Origin of the sequence: Streptomyces sp. YIM 121038 (genome assembly GCF_006088715.1) — a bacterium.
Taxonomy (GTDB): Bacteria; Actinomycetota; Actinomycetes; order Streptomycetales; family Streptomycetaceae; genus Streptomyces.
Map to the genome: position 1 here is coordinate 608,621 of NZ_CP030771.1, position 23,951 is coordinate 632,571.

The 23,951-nt window shown below is 73.5% G+C and carries 22 protein-coding genes; 12 read left to right on the top strand and 10 right to left on the bottom strand.

All coding sequences use genetic code 11. The annotated features are described in order from the left end of the window. The first annotated feature begins 109 nt into the window (after window positions 1-109). The 5 genes from C9F11_RS02625 to C9F11_RS02645 all read left to right on the top strand — a co-directional run bounded on the left by C9F11_RS02625 (window position 110) and on the right by C9F11_RS02645 (window position 4,983). Window positions 110-1,351, top strand: coding sequence for a histidine kinase (locus tag C9F11_RS02625; RefSeq protein ID WP_249401561.1), 1,242 nt, complete (start codon window positions 110-112; stop codon window positions 1,349-1,351). Then, entirely contained in the window at window positions 1,348-2,013 is a 666-nt protein-coding gene (locus C9F11_RS02630) for a response regulator transcription factor (RefSeq protein WP_138957714.1), read from the top strand. Before C9F11_RS02625 ends, C9F11_RS02630 begins: the two co-directional genes overlap by 4 nt. Before the next feature lie 19 nt (window positions 2,014-2,032). After that, window positions 2,033-2,653: an L-threonylcarbamoyladenylate synthase gene (locus tag C9F11_RS02635; protein WP_138957715.1), complete on the top strand. Its 621-nt coding sequence runs from the start codon at window positions 2,033-2,035 to the stop codon at window positions 2,651-2,653. Window positions 2,654-2,797: 144 nt separating this feature from the next. Further along, window positions 2,798-3,871, top strand: a complete 1,074-nt coding sequence (locus C9F11_RS02640; RefSeq protein ID WP_138957716.1) for a hypothetical protein — start codon at window positions 2,798-2,800, stop codon at window positions 3,869-3,871. Window positions 3,872-3,873: 2 nt separating this feature from the next. Further along, window positions 3,874-4,983: a hypothetical protein gene (locus C9F11_RS02645; RefSeq protein ID WP_138957717.1), complete on the top strand. Its 1,110-nt coding sequence runs from the start codon at window positions 3,874-3,876 to the stop codon at window positions 4,981-4,983. Window positions 4,984-5,053: 70 nt separating this feature from the next. On the opposite strand, the gene C9F11_RS02650 is transcribed toward C9F11_RS02645, so the two are convergent. The 3 genes from C9F11_RS02650 to C9F11_RS02660 all read right to left on the bottom strand — a co-directional run bounded on the left by C9F11_RS02650 (window position 5,054) and on the right by C9F11_RS02660 (window position 7,177). Continuing rightward, the gene (locus tag C9F11_RS02650; protein WP_138957718.1) at window positions 5,054-5,467 is read right to left on the bottom strand and encodes a rodlin; all 414 of its coding nucleotides are present in this window, start codon (window positions 5,465-5,467) and stop codon (window positions 5,054-5,056) included. 193 nt (window positions 5,468-5,660) lie between these two features. Continuing rightward, entirely contained in the window at window positions 5,661-5,915 is a 255-nt protein-coding gene (locus tag C9F11_RS02655) for an EF-hand domain-containing protein (RefSeq protein ID WP_138957719.1), read from the bottom strand. A gap of 101 nt (window positions 5,916-6,016) precedes the next feature. After that, window positions 6,017-7,177 carry an abortive phage infection protein gene (locus C9F11_RS02660; RefSeq protein WP_171076044.1) on the bottom strand — a complete coding sequence of 387 codons (1,161 nt, stop codon included), beginning with the start codon at window positions 7,175-7,177 and terminating at the stop codon, window positions 6,017-6,019. Between the two features lie 361 nt (window positions 7,178-7,538). Between C9F11_RS02660 and C9F11_RS02665 the strand changes: the two genes are divergently transcribed. From C9F11_RS02665 to C9F11_RS02685, 5 genes are all read left to right on the top strand, one after another. Then, a complete protein-coding gene (locus C9F11_RS02665) occupies window positions 7,539-8,555 on the top strand; it encodes a DUF4073 domain-containing protein (RefSeq protein WP_138957720.1) in 1,017 nt (338 codons plus the stop codon). A 532-nt stretch (window positions 8,556-9,087) separates the two neighbouring features. Beyond that, complete coding sequence (locus tag C9F11_RS02670; RefSeq protein WP_138957721.1) at window positions 9,088-10,326, top strand: NAD(P)/FAD-dependent oxidoreductase; 1,239 nt, start codon at window positions 9,088-9,090, stop codon at window positions 10,324-10,326. A gap of 185 nt (window positions 10,327-10,511) precedes the next feature. Then, window positions 10,512-11,273, top strand: a complete 762-nt coding sequence (locus C9F11_RS02675) for a uracil-DNA glycosylase family protein (protein WP_138957722.1) — start codon at window positions 10,512-10,514, stop codon at window positions 11,271-11,273. Beyond that, entirely contained in the window at window positions 11,273-12,826 is a 1,554-nt protein-coding gene (locus C9F11_RS02680) for an amidohydrolase family protein (RefSeq protein ID WP_138957723.1), read from the top strand. Before C9F11_RS02675 ends, C9F11_RS02680 begins: the two co-directional genes overlap by 1 nt. Beyond that, window positions 12,823-14,403 carry a S41 family peptidase gene (locus C9F11_RS02685; protein WP_138957724.1) on the top strand — a complete coding sequence of 527 codons (1,581 nt, stop codon included), beginning with the start codon at window positions 12,823-12,825 and terminating at the stop codon, window positions 14,401-14,403. The genes C9F11_RS02680 and C9F11_RS02685 overlap by 4 nt, the downstream gene beginning before the upstream one ends. A 5-nt stretch (window positions 14,404-14,408) precedes the next feature. Here C9F11_RS02685 and C9F11_RS02690 read toward each other — a convergent pair whose 3' ends face one another. Beyond that, window positions 14,409-14,861 carry an Lrp/AsnC family transcriptional regulator gene (locus tag C9F11_RS02690; RefSeq protein WP_138957725.1) on the bottom strand — a complete coding sequence of 151 codons (453 nt, stop codon included), beginning with the start codon at window positions 14,859-14,861 and terminating at the stop codon, window positions 14,409-14,411. Between the two features lie 113 nt (window positions 14,862-14,974). On the opposite strand from C9F11_RS02690, the gene C9F11_RS02695 reads away from it, so the two are divergent. Further along, on the top strand, window positions 14,975-15,604 hold the full coding sequence (locus C9F11_RS02695; RefSeq protein WP_138957726.1) for a LysE family translocator: 630 nt from the start codon (window positions 14,975-14,977) through the stop codon (window positions 15,602-15,604). A gap of 65 nt (window positions 15,605-15,669) precedes the next feature. On the opposite strand, the gene C9F11_RS02700 is transcribed toward C9F11_RS02695, so the two are convergent. Continuing rightward, on the bottom strand, window positions 15,670-17,124 hold the full coding sequence (locus C9F11_RS02700; RefSeq protein ID WP_171075616.1) for an L-lactate permease: 1,455 nt from the start codon (window positions 17,122-17,124) through the stop codon (window positions 15,670-15,672). Between the two features lie 116 nt (window positions 17,125-17,240). Continuing rightward, window positions 17,241-18,059 (bottom strand): AraC family transcriptional regulator, encoded by an 819-nt coding sequence (locus C9F11_RS02705; protein ID WP_138957728.1) that lies wholly within the window; start codon window positions 18,057-18,059, stop codon window positions 17,241-17,243. Window positions 18,060-18,227: 168 nt separating this feature from the next. On the opposite strand from C9F11_RS02705, the gene C9F11_RS02710 reads away from it, so the two are divergent. Further along, window positions 18,228-18,614: a hypothetical protein gene (locus tag C9F11_RS02710; protein WP_138957729.1), complete on the top strand. Its 387-nt coding sequence runs from the start codon at window positions 18,228-18,230 to the stop codon at window positions 18,612-18,614. Window positions 18,615-18,642: 28 nt separating this feature from the next. On the opposite strand, the gene C9F11_RS02715 is transcribed toward C9F11_RS02710, so the two are convergent. The 4 genes from C9F11_RS02715 to C9F11_RS02730 all read right to left on the bottom strand — a co-directional run bounded on the left by C9F11_RS02715 (window position 18,643) and on the right by C9F11_RS02730 (window position 23,824). Next, window positions 18,643-19,668 carry a PHP domain-containing protein gene (locus tag C9F11_RS02715; protein WP_212767789.1) on the bottom strand — a complete coding sequence of 342 codons (1,026 nt, stop codon included), beginning with the start codon at window positions 19,666-19,668 and terminating at the stop codon, window positions 18,643-18,645. Window positions 19,669-19,696: 28 nt separating this feature from the next. Continuing rightward, window positions 19,697-21,088 carry an NADP-dependent succinic semialdehyde dehydrogenase gene (locus tag C9F11_RS02720; protein WP_138957731.1) on the bottom strand — a complete coding sequence of 464 codons (1,392 nt, stop codon included), beginning with the start codon at window positions 21,086-21,088 and terminating at the stop codon, window positions 19,697-19,699. 77 nt (window positions 21,089-21,165) lie between these two features. After that, entirely contained in the window at window positions 21,166-21,864 is a 699-nt protein-coding gene (locus C9F11_RS02725; RefSeq protein WP_242714523.1) for a response regulator transcription factor, read from the bottom strand. After that, the gene (locus C9F11_RS02730) at window positions 21,857-23,824 is read right to left on the bottom strand and encodes a sensor histidine kinase (RefSeq protein ID WP_138957732.1); all 1,968 of its coding nucleotides are present in this window, start codon (window positions 23,822-23,824) and stop codon (window positions 21,857-21,859) included. Before C9F11_RS02730 ends, C9F11_RS02725 begins: the two co-directional genes overlap by 8 nt. Window positions 23,825-23,951: the final 127 nt, after the last annotated feature.

A 23,951-nucleotide genomic window follows, 5' to 3' on the forward strand; every position in this document is an offset into this window, starting at 1 on the left:
GCCGTGCCGCTCGCCTCCGGCAACCGGCCCGTGCCGCGGCCATCGGGAGGAGGCCGCCTCCTCCCACGGCAGGACCCCGGCGGGGCCGTGCCGCCCTATCGTGTGCCCAGTGAACCGATCTTGGGTCGAGCCGGTGTTCGACACGAAGTACGCGGCACCGCGAGGTCTCGCGGTCGGCGCGGCGCTGCTCGGCGCCCTCCTCCTGATCCAACAGCCCTCGCAGGCGCGGGACTGGCTGTTCGCCGCCGTCGCGCTCGCGCTGTGTCTCGTCGGCGTCGGACGGGCGTTCGGCGCGGCCGTCGCCCAGGCGGGGCTGCTGGTGGCCGCACACGCCTGCGGCGCGGACCTGGTAGCGACGCTGAAGGTCCTTGCCGCGATCGCCGTGTTCGAGGTGTCGGTGCGGTGCCCGGGGCGGCGGCCCGCCGTCGCGGCCTCCGTGCTGGCCTGCGCGGTCGTCGCCAACCGCGTCACGGACCTGCCGGGCGAACTGGCCTCGGTGCTCTACAAGACGGGGGTCGTGGCCGGTGTGCCGTTGCTGCTCGGCGCGTACGTGCGGGCCACCCGGGGGGCCGCCCGCCGGGCCCGCGAGCACCTCGCGCAGGAGGAGGCGCGCGCCGAGCAGCGCGTGCACTCCGCCCGGGCCGCCGAACGGGCCGCCATCGCCCGCGAGTTGCACGACCTCGTGGCCCACCACGTCTCGTCCATGGTGGTACGGGTGGGCGTCGCCCGGCACGTCCTGCCGGGCGCGGGCGCGGACGGCCCGGCCGACCCACGGATCGGTGCCGTACTCGACGACCTGCACGCGAGCGGCACCGCGGCGATGGCCGACCTGCGGCGCCTGGTGGCGGTGTTGCGCGACCCCGACAGCGTCGGGCCCGACGCGCCGCCGCTGCTCACCCCCGGGGCCCTGGCCACCGCGGTGGCGGCGGTCGTCACGCAGAGCGCCCGCTCCGGCCTGACGATCAGCGCCGCCGTGGACGAGGAGGGGCTCGCGCGCGTCGACACCGCCCGCGGCCTGGCCGTGCTGCGCCTGGCGCAGGAGGGCCTGGCCAACGCGGCCCGGCACGCCGGGGCGGACGCGCACGCGGAGCTGACCGTACGCGTGGACCGGGACGGCGGCGTCCAGGTCACCGTCGACGACGACGGCGGCGCGGCACACCGGCCCGAGCTCCCGGCCGCGGGGCCGCACGGCCACGGCCTCGTCGGCCTGCGCGAACGCGTGGACCTGCTCGGCGGCAGCCTGGCCGCGGGCCCCGCCGCACGCGGCTGGCGCCTGCGCGCCGAACTGCCCGCCGCGCCGCCTTGCGCGCCGCGCACCGAGAAGACCCCGCAGAGAGAGACCCAGCCGTGATCCGCCTCCTCGTCTCCGACGACCAGCCGCTCGTCCGCATGGGCCTGCGCATGCTCTTCGAGCAGCCCGACGACATCGACCTCGTCGGCGAGGCCGACGACGGCCAGACCGCCGTGCGCCTGGCCGAGAGCCTCGCCCCGGACGTGATCCTGATGGACCTGCGCATGCCGGGAGTGGACGGCATCACGGCCACCCGGCGCGTCCTCGCGGCCCGCCCCGCCACCCGGGTGCTCGCCCTGACGACGTTCGACGACGACGATCACCTGTACCCGGCCCTCACCGCCGGTGCCTGCGGCTTCCTGGTGAAGGACACCCCTCCCCCGCAACTCCTGGACGGTGTGCGCCGCGCCGCACGCGGAGAGGCCCCCTTCAGCCAGGCCGCCCTGGACCGCATCGTCGCGCGCGCCCTGGACGCCACAAGCCCACCGGCCGGGCGGAGCGTCACCGCGTCCCCCGCCGGGCTCACCGCACGGGAGCGGCAGGTCCTGGGCCTGCTCGGGCAGGGCCTGGCCAACAAGGAGATCGCCGAGCGGCTGCACCTGGGCGTGACCACCGTCAAGACGCACGTGGCGAACCTGATGGCCAAGACGTGCCGCGCCAACCGCATCCAGCTCGCGGTGCTCGCCGTCCAGTCGGGTCTCGCCGCCCCGCCCTCGCCCTGATCGCCTAGACTCGGCGCCCATGGCCAGGTACTTCGACGTGCATCCGGACAATCCCCAGCGGCGCAGCATCACGAGCGTGGTGGACGGCGTCCGCTCCGGTGCGCTCATCGCGTACCCGACGGACTCCTGCTACGCCCTCGGCTGCCAGCTGGGAAGCCGCGACGGCATCGCGCGGATCCGGACGATCCGCAATCTCGACGACCGGCACCACTTCACCCTCGTCTGTCAGAGCTTCGCCCAGCTGGGGCAGTTCGTACGGCTCGACAACGACGTGTTCCGCACCATCAAGGCGGCCACTCCGGGCAGCTACACCTTCATCCTGCCCGCCACCAAGGAGGTGCCGCGCCAGCTGCTGCACCCCAAGAAGAAGACCGTCGGGGTCCGGATCCCCGACCACTCCGTCACCCAGGCCCTCCTCGCCGAGCTGGGCGAGCCGCTGCTCTCCAGCACCCTGCTCCTTCCCGACGAGGAGGAGCCGCTGACCCAGGGCTGGGAGATCAAGGAGCGCCTCGACCACCAGGTGGACGTGGTCGTCGACTCGGGCGACTGCGGTACGGAGCCGACGACCGTGATCGACTTCTCCGACGGGGAGGCGACGATCGTGCGCCGGGGAGCGGGCGACACCGCGCGCTTCGAGTAACGCCGGGCGGCTCCCCCGTCACGCGGACGACTCCCCCCGGCACGGCAGGCTCCCGATCGGCGCCGTGATCGGCCGGATGTCATCTATTCACCGGCGGGTACATGCCAATACCGTGTGCGGCCTTCTGCGTTCTCGGGGGGTCTGGTGAGCGGTCTCCGTGCGGTCGTTGTCTGCCTGGTGCTCGCGTGTGCCGCGGTGGTGTCGCCGATCGCCACCGCGGCACCGGATCCGGCGCTCCGGCCCGGCTGGTCGGCGCTGCCGGTGCCCGCGGCGGCCCCGCCGGTGACCGTGAAGGACCTCGCCGCCCGCGGACCGCGCGACGTGTGGGCGACGGCCTACGAACACGCCGCCGACGGGCTGCGGCCGTTGCTGTACCGGTGGGACGGCACGGCGTGGAGCCGCGACACCACCTTCCCCGGCGCGGGCGAGCCTGGCTGGCTCGGCAAGGTGCAGTTCGTCGGGGACGAGGTGTGGATCTTCCACAACCGCGCGGGGGCGGGCGAGATCCTGCGCAGGTCGGCGACGGGAGCCTGGAGCGCGGTGCCGCTGCCGCAGACCCTGTGGACCTACCAGGACTTCGCCGCGGTACCGGGCGGGGCGTGGGTGGTCGGTGAGGACTCCACCGGGCTGAAGGTCCTGCACTACGACGGCTCCGCCTGGACCACGCGGTCCACCCCGGACGACGTGCTGTTCCTGATGGGAATCACCGCCCGTACGGCCGACGACGTCTGGGCCTGGGCGGACAAGCGGACCGGCGGGATGGCCGTCCTGCACTGGGACGGCACGGCGTGGCGGGACGCGAAGGTGCCCCTGCCGACGAACGGCAACGTCCACACGATGCTGCTCGAACCGTCCGGCCGGGCCACGATCGGCGGCAGCCAGTACACCGACGGCGTGGGCCGCACCTATCTGATGACCTTCGACGGACACGCCTGGCACACCACCTACCCGCCGCTGGGCGACACCTACACCGAGGGCATGGTGCGCGGCCCGGACGGCGCGCTGTGGCTGCCGGTGCGCAGCGACCGCGCGTTCCAGTCGAAGTACGCACGGGTGGACGGCTCCCGCACCACCTTCTCCTACGGCTCGAAGCGCACGAACGCGATCGACGTCGAGCCGCGGGCCCTGGTGAGGGCCGGGACCTCGCTGCTGTCCCTCGGGACCGTCGAGATCTACGGCACGAAACCGAATCTGATGAGCGAGCGGCGGGGAGGCTGACCATGGCGCGCAGACTGCTCGTCGCGGCCCTCGCGGCCGCCCTCGCACTCCTCACCGGCCTGAGCCCGGCCGCGGCGGACACCGCGTCCTGGCAGCACGTCCCGGTCCCGGCGCAGGTGCGCCCGCAGGCCGCCCTGAACGAGGCCGTGGCGCTGGGCCCCGACCGGGCGTGGGCGGTGGGCACCGACGCCGTCGGTCGCTCGGCGCCGGGCTTTCCGCTGCTGCTGCGCTGGGACGGGACCGCGTGGAAGCGCCAGGGCCTGCCCGGAACCCGCTGGCAGGGAGAGCTGCTGTCCGTCGCCGCGACCGCGCCGACCTCCCTCTGGGCGGTCGGCCGCGACACGGCGGGCGGCGCCCGTCTGCTCCGCTTCAACGGCACCGCCTGGTCCGAGAGCCGACCGCCCCGCGGTGTCGTCCTGACCGAGGTCGTCGCCGGAGCCGGTGAGACCTGGCTGATCGGTACGCGCGACGGCGCGCAGGCCCTGCTGCGCTACGACGGACACGGCTGGCAGGACCTGCCGGTGCCGCCGGGATCCGTGTACGGCCTGCACATCAAGGCGGCCGACGACGTCTGGGCCGCGGGCTCGGCCGACTCCGCCGCGGCCGTGTCGCACTGGAACGGCAAGGAGTGGCAGCAGACGATCGTGGACGGCTTCCCGCGGTCGGCCGTGGGCAGTGTGCTGGCCGTCTCGCCCACGGAGGTGTGGGCGGGGGGCACGGCCGGGTTCATCGGCGGCCCGCCGGGCAAGCCGATCCCGCCGCTCCTGGTCCGCTTCGACGGGGAGAAGTGGAACCGGGTCGCCCTGCCCACCAACTTCGGCGCGGTCAACTCGCTGGCCCCCACCGCGGCCGGCGAGCTGGGCTGGGTGGCGGTGGTCCGCTCCCTGAAGTGGGCCCCGCCGGGCAGCAATCCGCCGTTCATTCCCGGGCCCGACTTCCTCGCCTGGAACGGCCGGTCGTTCACCGAGTACGACGAACCGGCGGTGGCCGGGGAGAGCGACTCCGCGGTGCTGCGCCTGGCGGCGGTGCCCGGCACGACGACGGTGTGGTCGGTCGGCCGCGCCGGTGGCCCCGAGAGCACCTTCGCCCCGCGGATCCAGCGGTTCGGCTGAGCCGCGGGCACAGCACAGCGGGCCGCCGGGAGGAAGGTCGGCGGCCCGCTGGGGCAGGGGGCGGGTGGGGTCAGCCGTTGCCCGCGCCGTTGCCGGACAGGGCCGAGATGTCGTCCGCGAGGTGCGAGAGCGGCTCGTCGCCCTTGGCCTGGGTCGAGTTCTCGGCGCACTGCTGGTTCTGCGGCGCCGACAGGATCGGGATGTCCTGGACCGCGACCGGGACCAGGAGGCCCACGATCGCCCCGGCGTTCACCTTGACGGGCACGCCGAGGCAGGGCTTGTTGAGCGAGCCCTGGACGATCGAACCCTGGAGGCTCATGTCGCCGTGCGTGGCGGAGTTGCCGAACGCCTGCGAAGCGCCGTTGCCGCTCGCCGAGGTGGTGCCGTGGTCGTCGCCGATGGCGCTCGCGGCGGGCGCCACCGCGCCGACCATGCCCACCGCGGAAGCAGTGACCGCGGTCGCCGCCATAACCTTCTTCAGCACGAGGGTTTCCCTTCTCATAAGCCGTGGCTCAGCCCCTGTCCAGGAGCACCATGGGTAACTGCCGTGGTGGGCAGGGGTTGCTCGACTTCGCTCGGACGGCTCAGCGGCGGCGGCTCGGGGGGGCGCGGCGGCCCGGGCGCTCGGGGGCCCGGGCCGTGCTGCTCGACACCCGCAGCGAGCTGACGGACCGCTCTCAGCGCCAGCCGAAGCGGCGGTCGACCTCCGCCGAGAACTCCTCCAGCGTCAGCACCGCGTCCCCGTTCTGATCGGCGGCGTCGAACAGCGCCGAGGAGTCCTCGGCGTCCCCGAGCCCCCAGAACGGCAGGTCCCCGGACGCGGCCAGGGACGGACCCTTGGTCCGCAAGGCGATGATCACCTCCTCGCGGGTCAGGGTCCCGTTGTGGTCGAGGTCCAGTGCCTCGAACAGCTTCCGGGCCTTCTCACTCATCGCGTCATCTCCCTCGTCGGCGGGCGAGCCCGGCCCGCCCTGCTCGTGAACGACAACGTATGCCGCCCGGCGCCGGTTCCTGCGCCCGCCCGCGCGGCGTCTCAGGCGCCCCGGCCCGCCCGGGCGTAGTGCGCGGCCACCGCGTGGAAGGCCTCCTTGGGCTCCCAGTGCCAGCGCGCCGTCGGGTCGTCCTCGGTCTTCCAGATGGCCTTGGTGAGGCTGTAGCTGGCCATGTCCAGGTCGTAGCGCCGCTCGCGGCGGTGCGGCATCTCCGGGGACACGAACTCGTACGCCATCGCCGCGTGCAGGTTCATCCGCTCGAACACGTCGAGGACCTGCGTCATATACCGCGCCTGGACGCGTTCGCTGCGCCGCAGGCCCTTGCGCACCTCCGGCTTGGGCTTGCTGTAGTCGATGCTGTTCCAGCCCATGCCGCCCGCCTCGGGGGCACCCCGGAACGTACAGGTGCCGAACTCGGTGATGGCCACGGGCCTGCCCCACTTCCGGTAGGGGTCGAGCTCCTTGTAGTAGCCGCGCGGGTCGGCGAAGTAGGAGTAGTAGTTGACGCTGACGATGTCGAACAGGCTCCAGTCGACGACGTCTTCGTGTGCGCCTCCGTACGTCACCGGGCCGTGGAAGACGCGCCGCGCGGTGCGCGCGGCCAGCGGGATGAGCCGGTCCAGCTTGCGCTGTGCCTCCTTCGGGTCCCAGTTGCCCTTGAGCATGTTCTCGACCCGCTCCAGGGCGTCGTCCCCGGGCACGATGCCGGGGACGAACAGGACGAACTCGCAGCCCACGCTGAGGTAGACGCGGGCGCCCTGGCGGCGCAGCCGTTCGGCCTGCCTGCCGGTCTCGGCGAGGTGGTCGAGGATCTGGCGCTCGGGCACGTCGCCCAGGCGCGGCTGGAGCCACACGTGCAGTCCCTGCTCGGCCGCCTCCGCGGCCGTGGCGGCCATGCGCTCCACGCCGGTGCCGTAGACCACGACCGAGTTCGCGTGCAGCGCGCGCCTGATGCTCCGCAGGTCGGCGCGCATCCGCCGGGGGTTCCAACTGGTGTGGGGCGAATCGCCGTCGGCGCACTCGTACATGACGCCCCGGTAGGTCAGTCCGCGCCGGGCGGTGGCCGTCGGCTCGCTGCCGGGGCGGGGCGCGGCCCCGGCCGGTGCCGCCGCCAGGGCCGGGCCGGCGAGCGCGGCGGCGCCCGCCGCCGCTGCCGCGCCGACGAGGAACCTTCCTCTGGTCATGCCCTCGTTCCGCTTCACGTGCTCCCCTTCGTCGCGTTCGTCGCGGTCGGGCCGGTGCCCGGTCGGATCGCCCCCAGCCTCCGCCGTCGGTGGCGTGCCGCTCATCGGGCTTCGGTCCTGTCCGCCGTAACCAAAGTCGGCATCGCCCGGGCCTCGGGACCGCCGCAAGCCGACGGCCGACCGATACTTCCGGGTCGGGTCGGGTCGGTCCGGGCCGGGTCGGCGCCGGGCGGCCCGTCAGATGTTCATGCTCGATACACATACACGCCCACCGCGCGTGGCAGGGACGGCATCGGCCCCCGTGATGTTCACCGACGACGCACCCCGTACGTCACTTCCCTCGCCGTCCACCACCCACCACAGCCCTACGGAGCCACGCATGGACCGCAGAACCCTCCTCACCGCGAGCGGCGGCGCCCTGGCGACCACCGCCTTCGCCCCGCAGGCCTACGCCGCCCCCGCCGCGCACACCGAGCGGTGGTTCGGCCGGGACCCCGTGCGGTTCAACGTCATCAGCGACATCCAGGGCGATCTGAGCGACTTCGGCCGCGCCCTGGACGACATGGCGGCCGTCAATCCGCGCAGCGCGGGCCTCGCCGTGGCGGGCGACATCACGCCGCGCGGCTACGACTTCGAGTACGCGCAGGTCACCGCCGAACTCCGGCGGCACTCCCACCCGCGCAGCATGTCCTGGGCGATCGGCAACCACGAGTTCTACGTGCCGAAGTGGCGCGACCCCGACACCCTCGCCCAGGACACCTGGCCCAACGGCACCACCGAGGACTCGCTCTTCCGCAGCTTCTACCGGTTCGCCAAGCGCGGTTCGGTGCACGCGGAGACCTCCTTCGGCGGCATCCCGGTGCTCGCCCTCGGCACCGAGCGGTACGCGCACTTCCACGACCCCAAGCTCTGGGACGAGGTGTGGCTCAGCGACGCGCAGTTCGCCTGGCTGGAGGACCGGCTGTGGCACTGGTCGCGCCGCCGCAAGCCCGTCATGGTCATCACCCACCACCCGCTGCCCAACACGGTCTCCGGCACCCGCAACAAGCTCTACTCGAGCGACTACCTCCAGGCCGACCGGCTGCTGAACCTGCTCGGCCGCCACCCCGACGTGTTCCTCTTCTCCGGGCACACCCACTGGGACCTCGACCTGTCCGACTGGGTGGTGCGCCGCGTCGTGCCGGGCACCGCCAACCTCAACGGGTTCACGGTGGTCAACACCGGAGCCATCCAGACCGGTTACCGCGACGACGGCAAGGGCGGCGAGGTCGCCGTCGAGGGCTCCTTCAACCAGGGCCTCCAGGTCGAGGTGCACCGCAACTCCGTCGTCATCAAGGCACGCGACTTCGCCCGCCGCACCTGGCTGAAGCAGTTCACGGTGCCGCTGAGCCGCTGAGCAGTTCGACCACAGGGGCGCGCCCGATTTCCGGATGGCCGGTCGGGCGCGCCCCTTTCCGCATGGCCGGTCGCGGGCCCTTTCGGGATTCCGAATCGGGGTACGACACCTGATCAACCGCCCTACGCGGGAGTCCACTTCCCGCCCGTGGCGGCCCCGCACCACCAACTCCCCGCGCATCTGTGGCAGTTGCCCTCACGGTGGGGCGGTCGCGCGGCCGGTACGGCGGTGCGCCCGGAAGGCCGTCTCGTCGCCAGGACAACGACAAGTCGACCGCGGAGTCGAAAAGGCGGCGCTGGACGGAGAATGGGTGAGGGCGGGGCTATGGTTGGCCATCATTCCTTTCCGAACGCAGCGCTTTCGGTGACCGTCTCATTCCGTTCCGGCCCTCCCCGCGACGTCCGCCGAGATCTCCGCGGGGGGCCGTACGCGCCCCACCGCACCGCCCTTTCGTTCTTTCGCCCTTTCCCGTTCCGCCATTCCGCAGGACAGCCCGGCCCGGACGAGTCGGTGCCCGACGAGGAGGTATTTCGTGTACGACGTGATCGTGGTCGGGGCGCGGGTCGCCGGCTCTCCGACAGCGATGCTGCTCGCCCGCGCCGGGTACCGGGTGCTCATGGTCGAGCGCAGCACCTTTCCCAAGGAGACGCTGTCGACCCTGTACATCCACCAGCCGGGCATCGCGCTCCTCAGCAAGTGGGGCGTGCTGCCGGACGTGGTGGCCACCGGCTGTCCGCCCCTGGACAGGGCCGCCTACACGTACGCGGGCGTCCGCATCGAGGGGTCCTCCTGGCCGGTCGAGGGCCAGCAGGCTTCGTACGCGCCGCGCCGCTTCCTCATCGACACGATCCTCACGAAGGCCGCGGTCGACGCGGGCGTGGAGTTCCGCGACAACTGCTCGGTCACGGACCTCGTCTTCGAGGACGACCGGGTCGTGGGCGTCCGGCTCAAGCCGAGCGACGGGAGCGAGGTGGTCGAGCGCGCCCGTCTGGTCGTCGGCGCCGACGGCATGCGCTCCACGGTGGCGGCGAAGGTCAAGGCGCCGTACGAGATCGAGGACCCGACGCTCACCTGCTGCTACTACAGCTACTGGGAGGGCCTGCCCACGCGCTTCCGGCTCTATCAGTCCCGCGGCAGCTGGGTGGGCACGGTGCCCACCAACGACGGCGCGACGCTGGTCGCGGCGTACTTCCCGCAGGCACGCTTCGCCGAGGTCAAGGGCGACGGCCTCGCCGCCCTGCTCGACACCGTGCGGCACACCGCGCCCGAGGTGCGCGCGGAGATGGACGCGGGCACCCAGGTGGAGCGCCTCTTCGGCACCGGCAACCAGCTCAACTTCTTCCGCAGGGCGGCCGGTCCCGGCTGGGCCCTCGTCGGCGACGCGAGCCACCACAAGGACTCCATCACGGCACGCGGCATCACCGACGCCTTCATCCAGGCCCAGCTCCTGGTGGACCGGATCGGTGACACCCTCCAGGACCCCGACCGGCTGCGGAAGTCGCTCGACGAGTTCGCCGCGCAGCGGACCGAGACCCTCATCCCGGACTACAAGAGCACGCTGAAGACGGCCGAGCTGAATCCGCCCGGCCACCACCTGGACCTGCTGCGCGCGGCCGCCACGAGCGGCGAGCTTTCCGACCGCTACTTCTCGGCGCTCTCCGGCGCCTGCCCGGTCAACGAGTTCCTCACGCCGGAGCTCCTCGACCTCATGGAGGAGATGCGGGAGATCCGCGACCTCGACGAGCGCGGCGCCGCCGCCGGCGCCCGGTGAGCCGGGCGGCCGCCGCGCCCGGAACCGGAGCCCGCGCCGGTCGATATGCCACCGTTTGCGCCATTCGGGGTGGAGTGATCCACTGATTCCGACACCGGTTTCGGCCGCCGGGCCCCCGGCCCGCCGCCGAGGGGCCCGTGTGCTCACGGGCGCGCACCATCCGGCCGGTGAGGAGGCGTTGCCCCATGGCGGAGTTCGACCGCGGGCCCACGGCCCAGTTCGCCGAGTTGCTGGCCCAGGTTCCCGAGCCGCCCGTGAAGGACGCGTTCTGGTTCGACTGGGGGCCGATCTTCTACCGCGGGCGGCTCGACGGCTCCGCGCGCGTCCTGATCGTGGCCTCGGACCCCGGGCCCACCGAGCGGATCGCCGGGCGCAGCCTCGTCGGCAACGCCGGGCAGCGCGTCCAGGGCTTCCTCACGAAGCTCGGCCTGACCCGCTCCTACGTGTGCCTCAACGCGTGGGCGTACGCGGTCCAGCCGAGCCGGGCCCTCGCGATGAAGGAGCGGCTCGCCGACCCGCCGCAGACGCAGTGGCGCAACGCCGTCTTCGACCGGGCGACGGACCCGACCCTGGAGGCCGTCGTCGCCATGGGCTTCATGGCCCAGGAGGCGGTGCGGCTGTGGCCGTCGCGGCCCCCGGTGCCGCTCGTCGAAGTGCCCCACCCCTCCAGCCACGACCCGGCGGCCCTGCTCGACGGCTGGCGTGCCGCCATCACGCAGCTGCGGCCGGTGGTGACGCCGGACCCGGACGGGGACAACACCGGGCCGAACTACGGCACCGAGTTCCTGGAGTCCGACTACGGCGCGATCCCCCACCGTGACCTGCCCTTCGGTGCCCCCGCCTTCCTCGGCGACGACGCCTGGGTGCGCGCCAAGGGCGGGGCGAACTCCGTCAGCCGCCCCTCGCCCGACGACAAGCACACGCTGCTCTGGAAGGCGCCGGGCTGATGGCCCTCGTCCTGCGCGGCACGGTGGTCACCTGCGACAGCGACCACCGGATCCTCGACCCGGGCGCCGTGTACGTCGGCGACGACGGCCGTCTGGCCGCGGTGCGGGAGGCCGGGCAGACGCCGCCCGCGGGCTTCTCCTCCGCGCCGGTCATCGACACGGGCGCGCTGATCCTGCCGGGCCTGATCGACCTGCACAACCACCTCCTCTACAACACGCTCCCGCTGTGGGAGGCGGTCGGCGTGCCCTATCTGCACCACGACCGCTGGGTCGGTGAGAAGCACCCGCCCGACTACGCGACGTCGGTGACCTGGCCCGCCAAGGTGCTCGGCCAGGCGGCACCCGAGGCACTGATCAAGTACGTCGAGGTGAAGGCCCTGGTCGGCGGGGTGACAGCCATTCAGGGCGCCCCGCTGTCGACCCGCCCCGTCGACGGCTGGCTGCTGCGGACCATCGACAACGAGAAGCTGCCCGCGGGCGCCGACATGGTGATGACCGCCGCGCTCCAGCTCGACGCCGACGAGCTGCGCGAGGAGCGGGCGCCGCGGCTCGACGGCACGCGGCTGCTGATCTACCACGTCGCGGAGGGGAAGCCCGGCTCGATCGTGCACCGCGAGTTCGACGACCTCGAACCGTGTCTGAAGCCGGGCCTGATCGGTGTGCACGGCACCGCCCTGACCGCGGCCGACTTCAAGAAGTGGCAGAGCGCGGTGACCACGATCAACCCCGCGGAGAAGGCCACCGTCGTGTGGTCGCCGTTCTCCAACTACTGGCTCTACCACACCACGACGGACGTGGTGGAGGCCGACAAGAAGGGGCTGCGCATCGCGCTCGGCTCCGACTGGTCGCCCTCGGGCACCAAGAACGTCCTGGGCGAGCTCAAGGTCGCCGACTCCGTCAACCGCCACGAGCTCGGCGGCCGCTTCACCGACCGCGAGCTGTGCGACATGGTGACCGCGAACCCCGGAGACGCCCTCGCGACCGCCTGGGGGCCGCAGGTGGGCCGTCTGGAGCGCGGCAGCGCCGCGGACCTGCTCGTCCTCGAACGCCACGACCCGGCCACGGACCCGTACCGCAATCTGATCGACGCCACCGAGCGGCACGTGCGCCTGGTCCTGGTGCGCGGCCGCCCCTTCTACGGCACGCGTGCGCTGATGGCCGCCGCGGGGGCGAGCGACACCAGCGCGCTCACGGTGGCCGGGCTCTCCCGGCGGGTGGCGGTGCGGGATCCGCACCGGGCCGACGCCACGCTCGACTGGCCCGGGGTCAAGCGGGCCCTGGAGAAGGTCCGGGAGGACCCGGTGGCCGCCTGGCGCGCCGCGCAGGACGCGCTCGCCGACTGGGGTGGTCCGCTCGACGACCCCGACGCGCCCCTCGCCCTGTTCGGGGACATGCCGGAGGGCGACACGGGCGCCTTCGCCGCCGCGGGCGAGGTCCCACTGGACCTGGTCGTCCCGCGCCTCGACCCGCTGGCCCACGACGCCGCCTACTTCGCCGCCGTGGCGCGCGGCGGCGTGCCCGAGCTCCAGCACCTCGCGGACTACTACCCATGAGACGGACGCTCGCCGAACCGGACAGGACCCTGCCGGACTCGGTCGGCCTGGAGGAGTTCATGCGGCGGGTGGAGGCCGACCCGCTGCCGCTCGCGGACCGCTACCGGCTGGTGGCCGCCGCGCGCGTTCTCCTCGAGGAGCTGTACGTACACCTTCCGCTGAAGCGGGCGATGCACGCCACCGACCCCGTGCAGCGGCTCCGGCTCCTGGAGCGCCGCCTCGCGCCCCTCAGTGAGCTGCAGTTCCACGCCGAACTCACGGACGTCTTCCGGGGACTGCGCGATCTGCACACCGTCTATCAACTGCCGGATCCCTACCGGGGCCACGTGGCCACGCTCGGCTTCCTCGTCGAGCGCTACGCCGCCCCCGACGGCACGCCCCACCACATCGTCTCCAAGATCGATCCGTCCCTCGTGCACGCCGGCTTCGACGCCGGCGCCGAGCTGGAGGCCTGGAACGGGGTGCCGATCGAGCGCGCCGTCGAGCGCAACGCGGCCGCGCAGGCGGGCTCTCACCTCGACGCGCGCCTGGCGCGCGGCCTGGAGTCCCTGACGCTGCGCCCGCTGCGGACCGGTCCCCCGCCCGACGAGCACCGCGTGCTCCTGACGTACCGCACCGTCGGGGGCCGCCGCCGCGAGACGCGCGTCCCGTGGCGGGTGCGGGCCGTCGAGCAGCGCGCCGGGCGCGCCCAGGACCCGGTGCCGACGCTGGCCACCGCCCTCGGCATCGACGTCGGGAGCGAGGCCTCGCGGCAGGTCAAGCGCGCGCTCTTCGCGCCGCCGCAGGCGCGGCGCTCGGCCGCGCGGGCCCTGCGCAGCGTCGTCCGCTACCGCACGGTGCGTGTCCGGGGCCGCTCCTACGGATACGTACGCGTCTACTCGTTCAACGTCGCGGGGGCGCGGCCGTTCGCCGAGGAGGTGGCGCGGATCGCGGCCCGCGCACCGGAGAGCGGCCTGATCGTGGACATCCGCGGCAACCCGGGAGGCCACGTCCCGGCCGCGGAGTCCGCCTTGCAGGTGCTGAGCCCGCGTCCCGTGGCGCCGGTGAGCTTCTCGCTGTCCACCACCCGGGCCGCGCTCGCCCTCGCCCGGTCCAACCCGGGTTTCCGCGTCTGGACCCCCTCGATCCGCGCCGCCGTGGAGACCGGCGAGGTGTACTCGCAGGCCTTCCCGCTCACCGATCCCGAGGCGGTCACCGCGGGGCTGCCGCGCCACTCCGGCCCCAAGGTCCTGATCACCGACGCGCTGTCGTACTCGGCCGCCGACATCTTCGCGGCCGGTTTCCAGGACAACGGCCTCGGGCCGGTCCTCGGCACCGCGCGGCGCACCGGTGCGGGCGGCGCCAACGTCTGGACGCACGAGCTGCTGCGCGTGTGGCTGCCCGAGATCCTCGGCGAGCTGCCGCGCGGCGCCGGGTTCCGCGTGGCGCTGCGGCGTGCCACGCGGGCGCTCGGCAACGTCGACGTACCGCTGGAGGACCTCGGCGTCGAGGCGGACGAACTGCACCGGCTGACCGAGCGCGACGTCACCGGGCACAACCAGGACCTCCTCGCGGCGGCCGCGGCGCTGCTCGGCTGACGGGCCTACTGCGGCAGCGGGCGGTCGTCGACCACGTGCTTCATCACGAGGGTGGAGGTCAGGCGCTGGACGCCCGGCAGGGTGGCGAGCCGCTGGTCGTACAGCTGTTGGTAGGCGGCCAGATCGGCGGTGGCGACGCGCAGCAGATAGTCGGGTTCCCCGAACAGGCGCTGGGCCTGGATGACATGGGGGACGTCGGCCACGCCCTCCTCGAACGCGGTGACCGTGTCGCTGTCCTCCCAGCGCAGGGTGACGAACACCAGGGCTTCGAAGTTCAGGCCGAGCGCGGGCGGGTCGACCACGGCGCGATAGCCGCGGATCGCCCCGGACTTCTCCAGGTCGCGCACGCGCCGGTGGCAGGGCGAGACGCTCAGCTGCACGCGAGCGGCCAGCTCCGTCACCGTCAGCCTGCCGTCCTGCTGCAGCTCGGTGAGAATCTTCCGGTCCAGGGCATCCATACGCAAGATTCTCCCCCGCCATGCCGGGTGCCGGAGTAATTACGGAAACACCTTTGGCCGAAAAGCTCCTAGCCTTCCCTCTCGTATCACAAGGGGAGAGGAAACGATTCTTCATGGAAACGGGCACGTTGGCGGCGTTCCTGGCGGTCGACCTGCTGCTGGTCTGCACACCCGGCGCGGACTGGGCGTACGCGATCTCGGCGGGGCTGCGCGAGCGGTCGGTGGTCCCGGCGGTGGCCGGTCTGGTGGCCGGGTACGCCGGGTACACACTGCTCGCGGTGGCGGGCCTCGTCGTGATCGTCGCGAGCTCCGGGGCGCTGCTCACGGCGCTGACCGTCCTCGGCGCCGCGTATCTGATCTGGCTCGGCCGGGGCGTCCTGGCCCGTCCGGCGAGTCCGCAGGCGGCCACCGAGGCCCTGGCGGAGTCCCGCTGGCAGATCGCGTGGAAGGGGGTCGGCACCAGTGGCCTCAACCCCAAGGCGCTGCTGCTGTACTTCTCGCTGTTCCCGCAGTTCATCCACCCGGGCGCGGGCTGGCCCGTCGCGGTCCAGAGCGGGCTGCTCGGCACGCTGCACATGGCCAGTTGCGCGGTGGTCTACCTCGGGGTCGGCGTCCTGGCGGGGGCCGTGCTGAAGGCCCGGCCCGCGGCGGCCCGGGTGGTCACCCGGGTCAGCGGCGCGATGATGATCGGCATTGGCGGGTTCCTCCTGGTGGAGCGCCTCGGGGGGCAGTTCGTCGGGTGACGTCCTGAGCCGGGGCGAGGCGCGCCCGCGCGCGCTCGGCCCCGGCCCGGCACTCCCGTGGCGGGTCAGGCGGCTCCGCCGATGACCACCACGGCGACCGCCGTCAGGGCCAGGGCGGCGTACACCGCGGCGGCCACCCGCAGGCCGAAGCGCAGCAGGCCGCGTTCGGTGACACCCGCGGACCTGGCCCGGTCACCGGCCACCGCCAGGATCAGCATGATCATGGGGAGCGAGGTGAAGACGGTGTGCCCCGCCGCGCTGTTCTGCAGGGCGGCGAACCAGGTGTCGAGGCCCGCGCCGTCCGGGGCGAGGCGCTCCTGGAGCGGCATCATCAGCGCGTTGCCGCCGACGTTCGAGCCGGTCAGGAAGCCGCTGAGCATGCCGAGCGCGGGTGCGGCCAGGGCGATGACCAGTGGCGGCGCCCCGGCGACGGCGCCGCCCAGCTCCCCGATCATGCCGCTGTCCGCCATCAGCCGCCCCAGGGCGACGAACCCGGTCAGGGCGAGCAGCGGCCTGCCGACGCGGGTCATCGCGGTGCGCGCGTCCCGGCGGTGCGGGCGGCCCCGGTCCAGGATCAGGGCCGCGGCCAGCAGCGGCAGGCCCGGCGAGCTCAGCAGCGCGAAGCTCACGTCGCCCGCGTGCAGGGCGAGGGGAGGCACGCCCCAGGCCTTGGCGACGCGCGTCAGGGCGATGCCGCCGAGGACCAGGCCGTACGCGGACAGGACCGCGCGCGGTGGCAGCAGCCGACCGGCGGCGCCGGAGCCGGTCCGCCCGCGGCGGGCGGCGCACAGCGCGAGCCCGGCGCCGGTGGTCACGAGCCCGGCGAGGACGCCCGCGGGCTGGACCGCGCCGAGGCGGTTCAGGGCGAGCAGCCCGAGCGCGAGCAGCCCGCCGGCGCCCGCGGCCACCACGGCGGTGCGGAACCGTCGGCGCGGCCGGGCGAGCAGCGCGGCCCACGCGGTCACCAGGGGGAAGACCAGGGCGCTCGTGACCGCTGTGGCGGTGCCGAGGTCGGCCGTGCCGGTGCCGGTGAGGGCGGCGCCGATGACGGTGGCGAGGCCGAGGGTGCCCCACGGCATGATGTTCATGCCGAGCATGGCCTGCCGCAGGGCGGTCGCGGGCGGCGCGAGGGCGAGCAGCACCGGCACGGTGACGAGCAGCGAGACGCCGAAGCCGGTGAGGGCCTCCACCGTGGGGGCGATGCCCGCCACCACGAGGGCGATCGTCGCGGGCCCCGGCAGCGGCAGGCCGCGCACCCACTCCTGCAACGCCCCGTGCACCGCGCGGCGGGTGAGCACCTGACTCAGATAGACGCCCGGGAGCATCACCGCCGCGGCGTTGAGCACCAGCAGCGCCGCCCCTCCCGCGGTCGCGCCCGCCGCGTCGCCCGGCAGCGCGAAGTCCGGCAGCCACCAGATCAACAGGGCCGCGAGGACCGCCCCCACGACCGCCGCCCAGTGCGCCGCCCGACGCAGTCCCGTGATCATCCCCAGGACCACGACCAGCGGGGACACCGCCATCGCCCACACCATGTTCGTGTCGCCGCCTTCCGTCTCTCCTTGCCCGACGTGGCCAGCCTGGCGCGGCGGTGCGGGGGCGGTCTTGAACGAAAGTCTCGCGGGGGCCTGCACCGCGGTCAGGGCCGGATGGCCCCCGGCGTCACGCCGAAGTAGCGCTTGCAGACGCGGGTCAGATGGGCCTGGTCGGCGAAGCCGGTGACGGCGGCCACCTCGGCGGGGCGCCGCCCGGTCAGGAGGAGACGGCGGGCACGGTTGGCGCGCAGCCGCAGCAGGTAGGCGTGCGGGGGCAGCCCGTACGCCTGCCGGAAGGCGGCGATGAGGGAGGCGCGCGGCATGTCCGCGACAGCGCTCAGCTCCGCGACCGTGACGGGCTCGGCCCAGCGGTCGTGGAGCAGCTGCCGCGCCAGGTCCGGGCCCCGGCGCGGGTCCCGCCGGGGCCCGGCGGCTGCCGTCCGGCCGGTGCTCGCGTGCCGGCGCAGCACCGTGGTCAGCGCGCCGAGCAGCAGTGACTCGGCGGTGAGGGGGTCGTGGGCGTGCTCCTGTTCGCGGTGCACGCGGCGCAGTGCGGCGAACAGCTCGGGGTCGGGCACGGCCGTCCGCGCGAACCAGACGTCCCGAACGCCCAGGTGTTCCTCGGCCAGTTCGTCGACCATGGCGGTGTCGAAGTAGAACATGCGGTACCGCCAGCCGGACTCCTCGGCGGCGAAACCGGTGTGCACCTGCCCGGGGTTGAGGATCACCAGCTGCCCCGCGGGGACCACGACCTTGCCCCCGGCCAGGTGCAGCCCCTCCGCGCCCTCCTCGATGACGCCGACGGACAGCTCCTCGTGGCTGTGCCGGTCGAAGGCGAAGCGCTCGAACCGCGCGGACAGCAGCTCGACCTGCGCGCTGCCGGGCGCGGCCCAGAGCCGTGCGTGTTCGCCTTCCTCAGTCATCGGCGCATGCTCGCAGACGGCCGCGCGTCGGCCTAGGGCCCTGGTCACAGTGGCCGCCCGGGTGGTCCGCGCGGGTCCCGTAACCAATGATCTTGCGCCGCGTTGGTCCGCCCGGGAGTCCGTGGCAGCTGGTCACGGGCGTCGCGACACACATGAGGGTGGCTCACCATGCCGGACATCACCAGGAAGACCGCCGCGGGGATCGGGGCGCTGGCCGCCGCCCTCGGCTGCGTCGTCGCCACCGGCCCCTCGGCGGTGGCCGACGGCAAGTGGTGCAACCACTCGGTCTGCATCGAGACGTACGACACCGGGACCTATCTGGGCCGCGTCGAGGTGTCGGTCACCAACACCAACCGGCCGCACCGCATCAGCGCGCGGGTGTGGACCACCAACGGCTGGAGCGCCCACACGAAGGTGGAGGACGTCGCCGCGTTCCGCACCTACCGGGACCAGGCCTACCCCCAGCGGCACTTCCCGGCGGGCACGCGGCTGTGCGCGGAGGGCTTCCGCGGCGGCGAGAGCGTCGGCCTGCCCTGTGTGACCCTCACGAACTGACCGCGCCGCGCCCCGGAAGACACCCGGCTCAGGCCGGACCCCGCCCGGACCTGCTCGTCCACGCGAGCAGGTCCTCGGCGTTCCAGGTGGTGACGGTGCGCTCGGCCGGTACCCCGCACTCCTCGGCGCGGGCGCAGCCGATGATCTGCCAGTCGAGCTGGCCGGGCGCGTGCGCGTCGGTGTCGATGGCGAACAGGACCCCGGCGTCGACCGCGCGGCGCAGCAGCCGCCGGGGCGGGTCCTTGCGCTCGGGCCTGCTGTTGATCTCCACGGCCGTGCCGGACTCGGCGCAGGCGGCGAAGACCGCGTCGGCGTCGAAGGCGGACTCGGGGCGGCCGCAGCCGGTGACGAGGCGGCCGGTGCAGTGTCCGAGGACGTCCGCGTGCGGATTGCGCACGGCCTCGACCATGCGGCGGGTCATGGCCGCCGCGTCCATGCGCAGCTTGGAGTGGACGGAGACGACCACGACGTCGAGCCGGGCGAGGAGCTCGGGCTCCTGGTCGAGGCCGCCGTCCTCCAGGATGTCGCACTCGATGCCGGTGAGCAGGCGGAACGGGGCCCACGTCTCGTTGAGCGCGGCGACCACCCGCAGCTGTTCGCGCAGCCGCTCCGGCGAGAGGCCGCAGGCGATGGTCAGGCGGGGCGAGTGGTCGGTCAGGACGGCCCACTCGTGGCCGAGGTCGGCCGCGGCCCGGCCCATCTCCTCGATGGGGCTGCCGCCGTCGGACCAGTCGGAGTGCAGATGGCAGTCGCCGCGCAGCAGGGACCGCAGCTCGGCGCCGCCGGTCACCAGGGGCTGTTCGGCCTCCTCCTCCAGGCGGGCGAGGTAGCCGGGCACCTGGCCGTCGAGTGCCTCGCGCACCACCGTGCCCGTCTTGGGCCCGATGCCCTTGAGGGCTTCCAGGGTGTGCGTCCGGACCCGCTCGGCGAGCTCCTGGGCCGGCAGGGCGGCGACGGCGGCCGCGGCGGTGCGGAAGGCGCGTACCCGGTAGGTGGGCGCGTGGACGCGTTCGAGGAGGAAGGCGATGCGGTTCAGTGCCTCGACGGGCTCCACGGCCGCCCCCTGCCGGTCTTCCGGGCGCTCATGCCCCGTGCCACACGGTGGTGGCGTTGCAGAACTCCTTGATGCCGTGGCCCGACAGCTCACGGCCATATCCGGAGCGTTTGACTCCGCCGAAGGGGAAGGCCGGGTGCGAGGCGGTCATGCCGTTGAAGTAGACCCCGCCCGCCCGCAGATCGCGTACGAGGCGCTCCTGTTCGGCCGGGTCGGTGGTCCAGGCGTTGGAGCTCAGGCCGAAGGGGGTGTCGTTGGCCACGGCGATGGCCTCCTCCAGGTCCGCGACCCGGTAGACCGTGGCCACCGGGCCGAAGGTCTCCTCGCGGTGGACGCGCATCTCGGGGGTGATGCCGACCAGGACGGTCGGCTCGTAGTAGAAGCCCCGGTCGAGGCCCTTGGGCCGCCCGCCGCCGCAGACGGCGGTGGCGCCCCGGCGCACGGCGTCGTCGACGAGTTCCTCCAGGTCGTCGCGGCCCTGCGCGCTGGCGAGGGGGCCCACGTCGGTGCTCTCGTCCGTGGGGTCGCCGACGGTCAGCGCCCGCATGCCCGCGGTGAAGCGCTCCAGGAAGGCGTCGTACACGTCCGTGTGCACGATGAAGCGTTTGGCGGCGATGCAGGACTGGCCCGCGTTCTGCGTCCGCGCGGTGACGGCGGTGGTGGCGGCCGCGTCGACGTCGGCCGACGGCAGGACGACGTAGGGGTCGCTGCCGCCCAGTTCGAGGACCGTCTTCTTGATCTCGTCACCGGCGATCGCGGCGACGGAGCGGCCCGCTCCCTCGCTGCCGGTGAGGGTGGCGGCGGCCACCCGCGGGTCGCGCAGGATGCCCTCGATGGCGTCGGAGCCGACGAGCAGCGTCTGGAAGCAGCCTTCGTCGAAGCCCGCGCGGAGGAAGAGGTCCTCCAGGTACAGGGCGGTCTGCGGCACGTTCGACGCGTGTTTGAGCAGCCCCACGTTGCCCGCCATCAGGGCGGGCGCGGCGAACCGCACCACCTGCCACAGCGGGAAGTTCCACGGCATCACGGCCAGGACCACGCCCAGGGGGCGGTAGCGGACAAAGGCGCGGGACGCGCCGGAGTCGCGTACGTCGCCGTCGTCGGGCCGCTCGTCGGCGAGCAGGGCCTCGGCGCGGTCGGCGTACCAGCGCATGGTCTTGGCGCACTTGGCGGCCTCCGCGCGGGCCGCCTTCACCGGTTTGCCCATCTCGGAGGTCATGGTGAGCGCGATGTCGGGCGTGTCCTCGTCGAGGAGGTCGGCGGCGCGGCGCAGCAGGTCCGCGCGGTCGGCGAAGCCGGTGGTGCGGTAGCGGTCGAAGGCCGCGGCGGCGCGGCTCAGCCGTGCCTCGATCTCCTGGCCGCTCAGGGGCTCGAAGGTCAGCTCGGTCCAGCCGGTCGCCGGGTTGACCGTTGCGATGGGCATGTGTGTGGCCTCCTCGTCCGCCTTCCTCGACCTTCCCGCGTCGCCCGCCGGGGCGCAACGCGGGAGTGCCGGGCCGGTCAGCCGGGGCCCGCCGGGGTGTGGCGCAGATACGCGAGGACGGCGCTGACCCGGCGGTGCAGCTGCGGTATCTCCGCGAGGCCGAGCTTGGCGAAGGTGGAGTTCACGTGCTTCTCGATGGTCGACTCGGAGAGCGTCAGGGAGTCCGCGATCGCCCGGTTGGTCTTGCCCTCCGCCATCTGCCGCAGGACGTCGAGCTCCCTGCGGGTGAGGTGCGACAGGGGGGCGTCGGCGGCCCGCGCGTGGCTCCCTATGAGGACCTCCACGATGCGGGGGTCGACGACGGAGCGCCCGGCGGTCACCTCCCGCAGGGCGCGCAGGAGCTCGTCGACCTCGCCGATGCGCTCCTTGAGGAGGTAGGCGAGGCCGTCGGTGCCGCGCCGGAAGAGGTCGAAGGCGTAGTTCTCGTTGGCGTGCTGGGACAGGACGACGACGCCGATGCCGGGGTGGGCGGCGCGGATGGCGTGGGCGGCGGTGATGCCCTCGGTGTGGTGGCCGGGCGGCATGCGGATGTCGGCGATGACGACGTCCGGCAGCAGCCGCGCGACCGCGTCGAGGAGCTCGGTGGCGGTGCCGACGGCGGCGAGGACGTCCACCTCGCCGGTGTCCTCCAGGAGCCGCCGGGTGCCCTCGCGCACCAGGTAGTGGTCCTCGGCGATGACGACGCGCAGCGGGGCGGTGCCCGAGGGCTCAGGCACGGGCCTCCTCCCGTTCGCGTTCGGGGAGTCGGGCGCGGATGACGGTGCCGGCGCCGACGCGGCTGGTGACGGTGAGCTCGCCGCCCACGGCCTCGGTGCGGTCGCGCATGCCGGTGAGGCCGGAGCCGCGGGTGGTGTCGGTGGGGAACCCGGTGCCGTCGTCGGCGACCTCGACCTGGAGGCGGCCGTCGCCGCGGGTGAGACGGACGGTGACGTGTCCGGCGCCCGCGTGCTTGAGGACGTTGGTGAGTGCTTCGGATACGAGGTAGAAGGCGGACTCCTCGATGTCGAGGGCGAAGCGCACGCCGGTCAGCGGCTCCTCGCTGTGGACGGTGACGGGGATGGGCATGCGGCGGGCGCAGGAGGTCACGGCGGCGACCAGGCCCTGGTCGGTGAGGACGGGCGGGTGGATGCCGTGGGCGAGCTCCCGCAGGTCGTCGATCACGCGGTAGGCGTCGTCCTGCATCTCGGTGAGGGCGGCGTCGATGTCGCCGCCGCGGTGCAGGCGGTTGCGGGCGAGGGCGAGTTTGGCGACGAGTACGACGAGTTCCTGCTGGATGCCGTCGTGCAGGCGGCGCTCGATGCGGCGGCGCTCGGTGTCCTGGGCGTGCACGATGCGGGCGCGGGACGCGGCGAGTTCGGTGGCCTGGCGCTGGGTCTCCCGGGCGTGCGCGGAGAGCTCGGCGGCCAGGCGGACGTTGTGCACGGCGAGCGCGGCGGACCGAGCGAGGGTCTGGCCGATGTCGTGGTCCTCGGGGGCGCAGTGGCCCTCGGCCTTGGGGCCGTACTCGATGGCGCCGAGGACGTCGTCCCCGTACAGGAGGGGGAAGCCGACGAGGGGCCGCTCGCCGGGCGGCGGTTCGCCCGCTTCGGCGGTCGCCAGGGGCGGTCCGGGCCCGCCGAGCCGGACCCGGACCCAGCGCAGGTCGAGGCCCTCGCGCAGCCCGGTGGCGAGCTGCGGGGCGAGCCGGTCGAGGTCGTAGGCGTGCTCCAGGGTGGTGCCGAACTGGACGAGGAGCTCGAACCTGCTGAGGCGTTTGCCGAAGACGCGGCGCTCCAGCAGGGCGTTGAGCTGGGCGCGCAGCGGCTGGAAGAGGGCGGTGACGACGACGGCGACCAGCAGGGACAGGCCGAGCGGGAAGACCAGGCCCGCGGTGAGCCCGAGGGTCAGGGCCATGCCGACGTACCAGCTGTTGATGATGAGCCACAGGGAGCCGTAGACGGCGGAGCGGCGCAGCGCGATGTCGACCCCGAACAGCCGGTGGCGGAAGGCGGCGTAGAGGAGGGTCACGGCGATCGACACGTAGGGCAGGGCGCCGAGGATCGAGCCGACGAGGTACAGGACGCCCTGTTCGCCCTGCCAGGCGCGGAAGATCCGGGTGGAACCGCGGGCCAGGAAGGCGACGGCGGCCACGGCGGCGAAGGGCAGCAGCGCGGCCACGTCGGGCAGGCCCGCGGCCCGCGCGCGCAGACAGCGCAGCACGAGCAGGGTGGCGCCGACGCCGGGCAGGAAGGCCTCGGGGTAGTAGAAGACGATGTAGTAAACGGTGTGGTCGGACAGGCCGGTGAGGGGCAGCAGGACCGGCAGCGCGAGCAGGCCCCAGAGGCTGTTCAGGACGCGGCGTTCGGAGCCGAAGCGGTAGCCGCCGTCGGGCAGCAGGGCCAGCAGGCGGACGATGAGGATGCTCACCACCAGGTGGCAGAGCTGGCTGGCGGCCTGCAGGGCGAAGTCGAGCGGCAGCAGCACGCCGACCGCCTCGGGGCGCAGGTACCACCCGAGTTCGAGGCTCACCAGCGTGGTGGTGTGGCGGACGGCCACGGAGACGCACAGCCAGCTGCCGAGCAGCAGCAGGCGCCGGGCCACGGGGCTGGACGGGGCGTGCCACCAGGTGAAGAGTCCGGCGAGATAGCACGGGAGTACGGACCCCAGGATCCAGGGCAGAACGTAGCGGTTGTCCAACTGCGTTGTCCCGATAAGCGTTGCCCAGAGCAAGCACGCTCCGCCGCACGCGGCGACGAGGTGCATCCCCCCGCTTCTGCCTGCCACGGGCGACATTATCGGGGCCTGTCACGACGGGCGTCCAGAG

Excerpts from the sequence above, each read along its gene's own strand:
- C9F11_RS02690 (WP_138957725.1), bottom strand. The coding sequence starts at position 14,861 with ATGGATGCCCTGGACCGGAAGATTCTCACCGAGCTGCAGCAGGACGGC.
- C9F11_RS02685 (WP_138957724.1), top strand. The coding sequence starts at position 12,823 with ATGAGACGGACGCTCGCCGAACCGGACAGGACCCTGCCGGACTCGGTC.
- C9F11_RS02645 (WP_138957717.1), top strand. The coding sequence starts at position 3,874 with ATGGCGCGCAGACTGCTCGTCGCGGCCCTCGCGGCCGCCCTCGCACTC.
- C9F11_RS02680 (WP_138957723.1), top strand. The coding sequence starts at position 11,273 with ATGGCCCTCGTCCTGCGCGGCACGGTGGTCACCTGCGACAGCGACCAC.
- C9F11_RS02695 (WP_138957726.1), top strand. The coding sequence starts at position 14,975 with ATGGAAACGGGCACGTTGGCGGCGTTCCTGGCGGTCGACCTGCTGCTG.
- C9F11_RS02665 (WP_138957720.1), top strand. The coding sequence starts at position 7,539 with ATGGACCGCAGAACCCTCCTCACCGCGAGCGGCGGCGCCCTGGCGACC.
- C9F11_RS02700 (WP_171075616.1), bottom strand. The coding sequence starts at position 17,124 with ATGGCGGTGTCCCCGCTGGTCGTGGTCCTGGGGATGATCACGGGACTG.
- C9F11_RS02635 (WP_138957715.1), top strand. The coding sequence starts at position 2,033 with ATGGCCAGGTACTTCGACGTGCATCCGGACAATCCCCAGCGGCGCAGC.
- C9F11_RS02705 (WP_138957728.1), bottom strand. The coding sequence starts at position 18,059 with ATGACTGAGGAAGGCGAACACGCACGGCTCTGGGCCGCGCCCGGCAGC.
- C9F11_RS02720 (WP_138957731.1), bottom strand. The coding sequence starts at position 21,088 with ATGCCCATCGCAACGGTCAACCCGGCGACCGGCTGGACCGAGCTGACC.
- C9F11_RS02655 (WP_138957719.1), bottom strand. The coding sequence starts at position 5,915 with ATGAGTGAGAAGGCCCGGAAGCTGTTCGAGGCACTGGACCTCGACCAC.
- C9F11_RS02675 (WP_138957722.1), top strand. The coding sequence starts at position 10,512 with ATGGCGGAGTTCGACCGCGGGCCCACGGCCCAGTTCGCCGAGTTGCTG.
- C9F11_RS02710 (WP_138957729.1), top strand. The coding sequence starts at position 18,228 with ATGCCGGACATCACCAGGAAGACCGCCGCGGGGATCGGGGCGCTGGCC.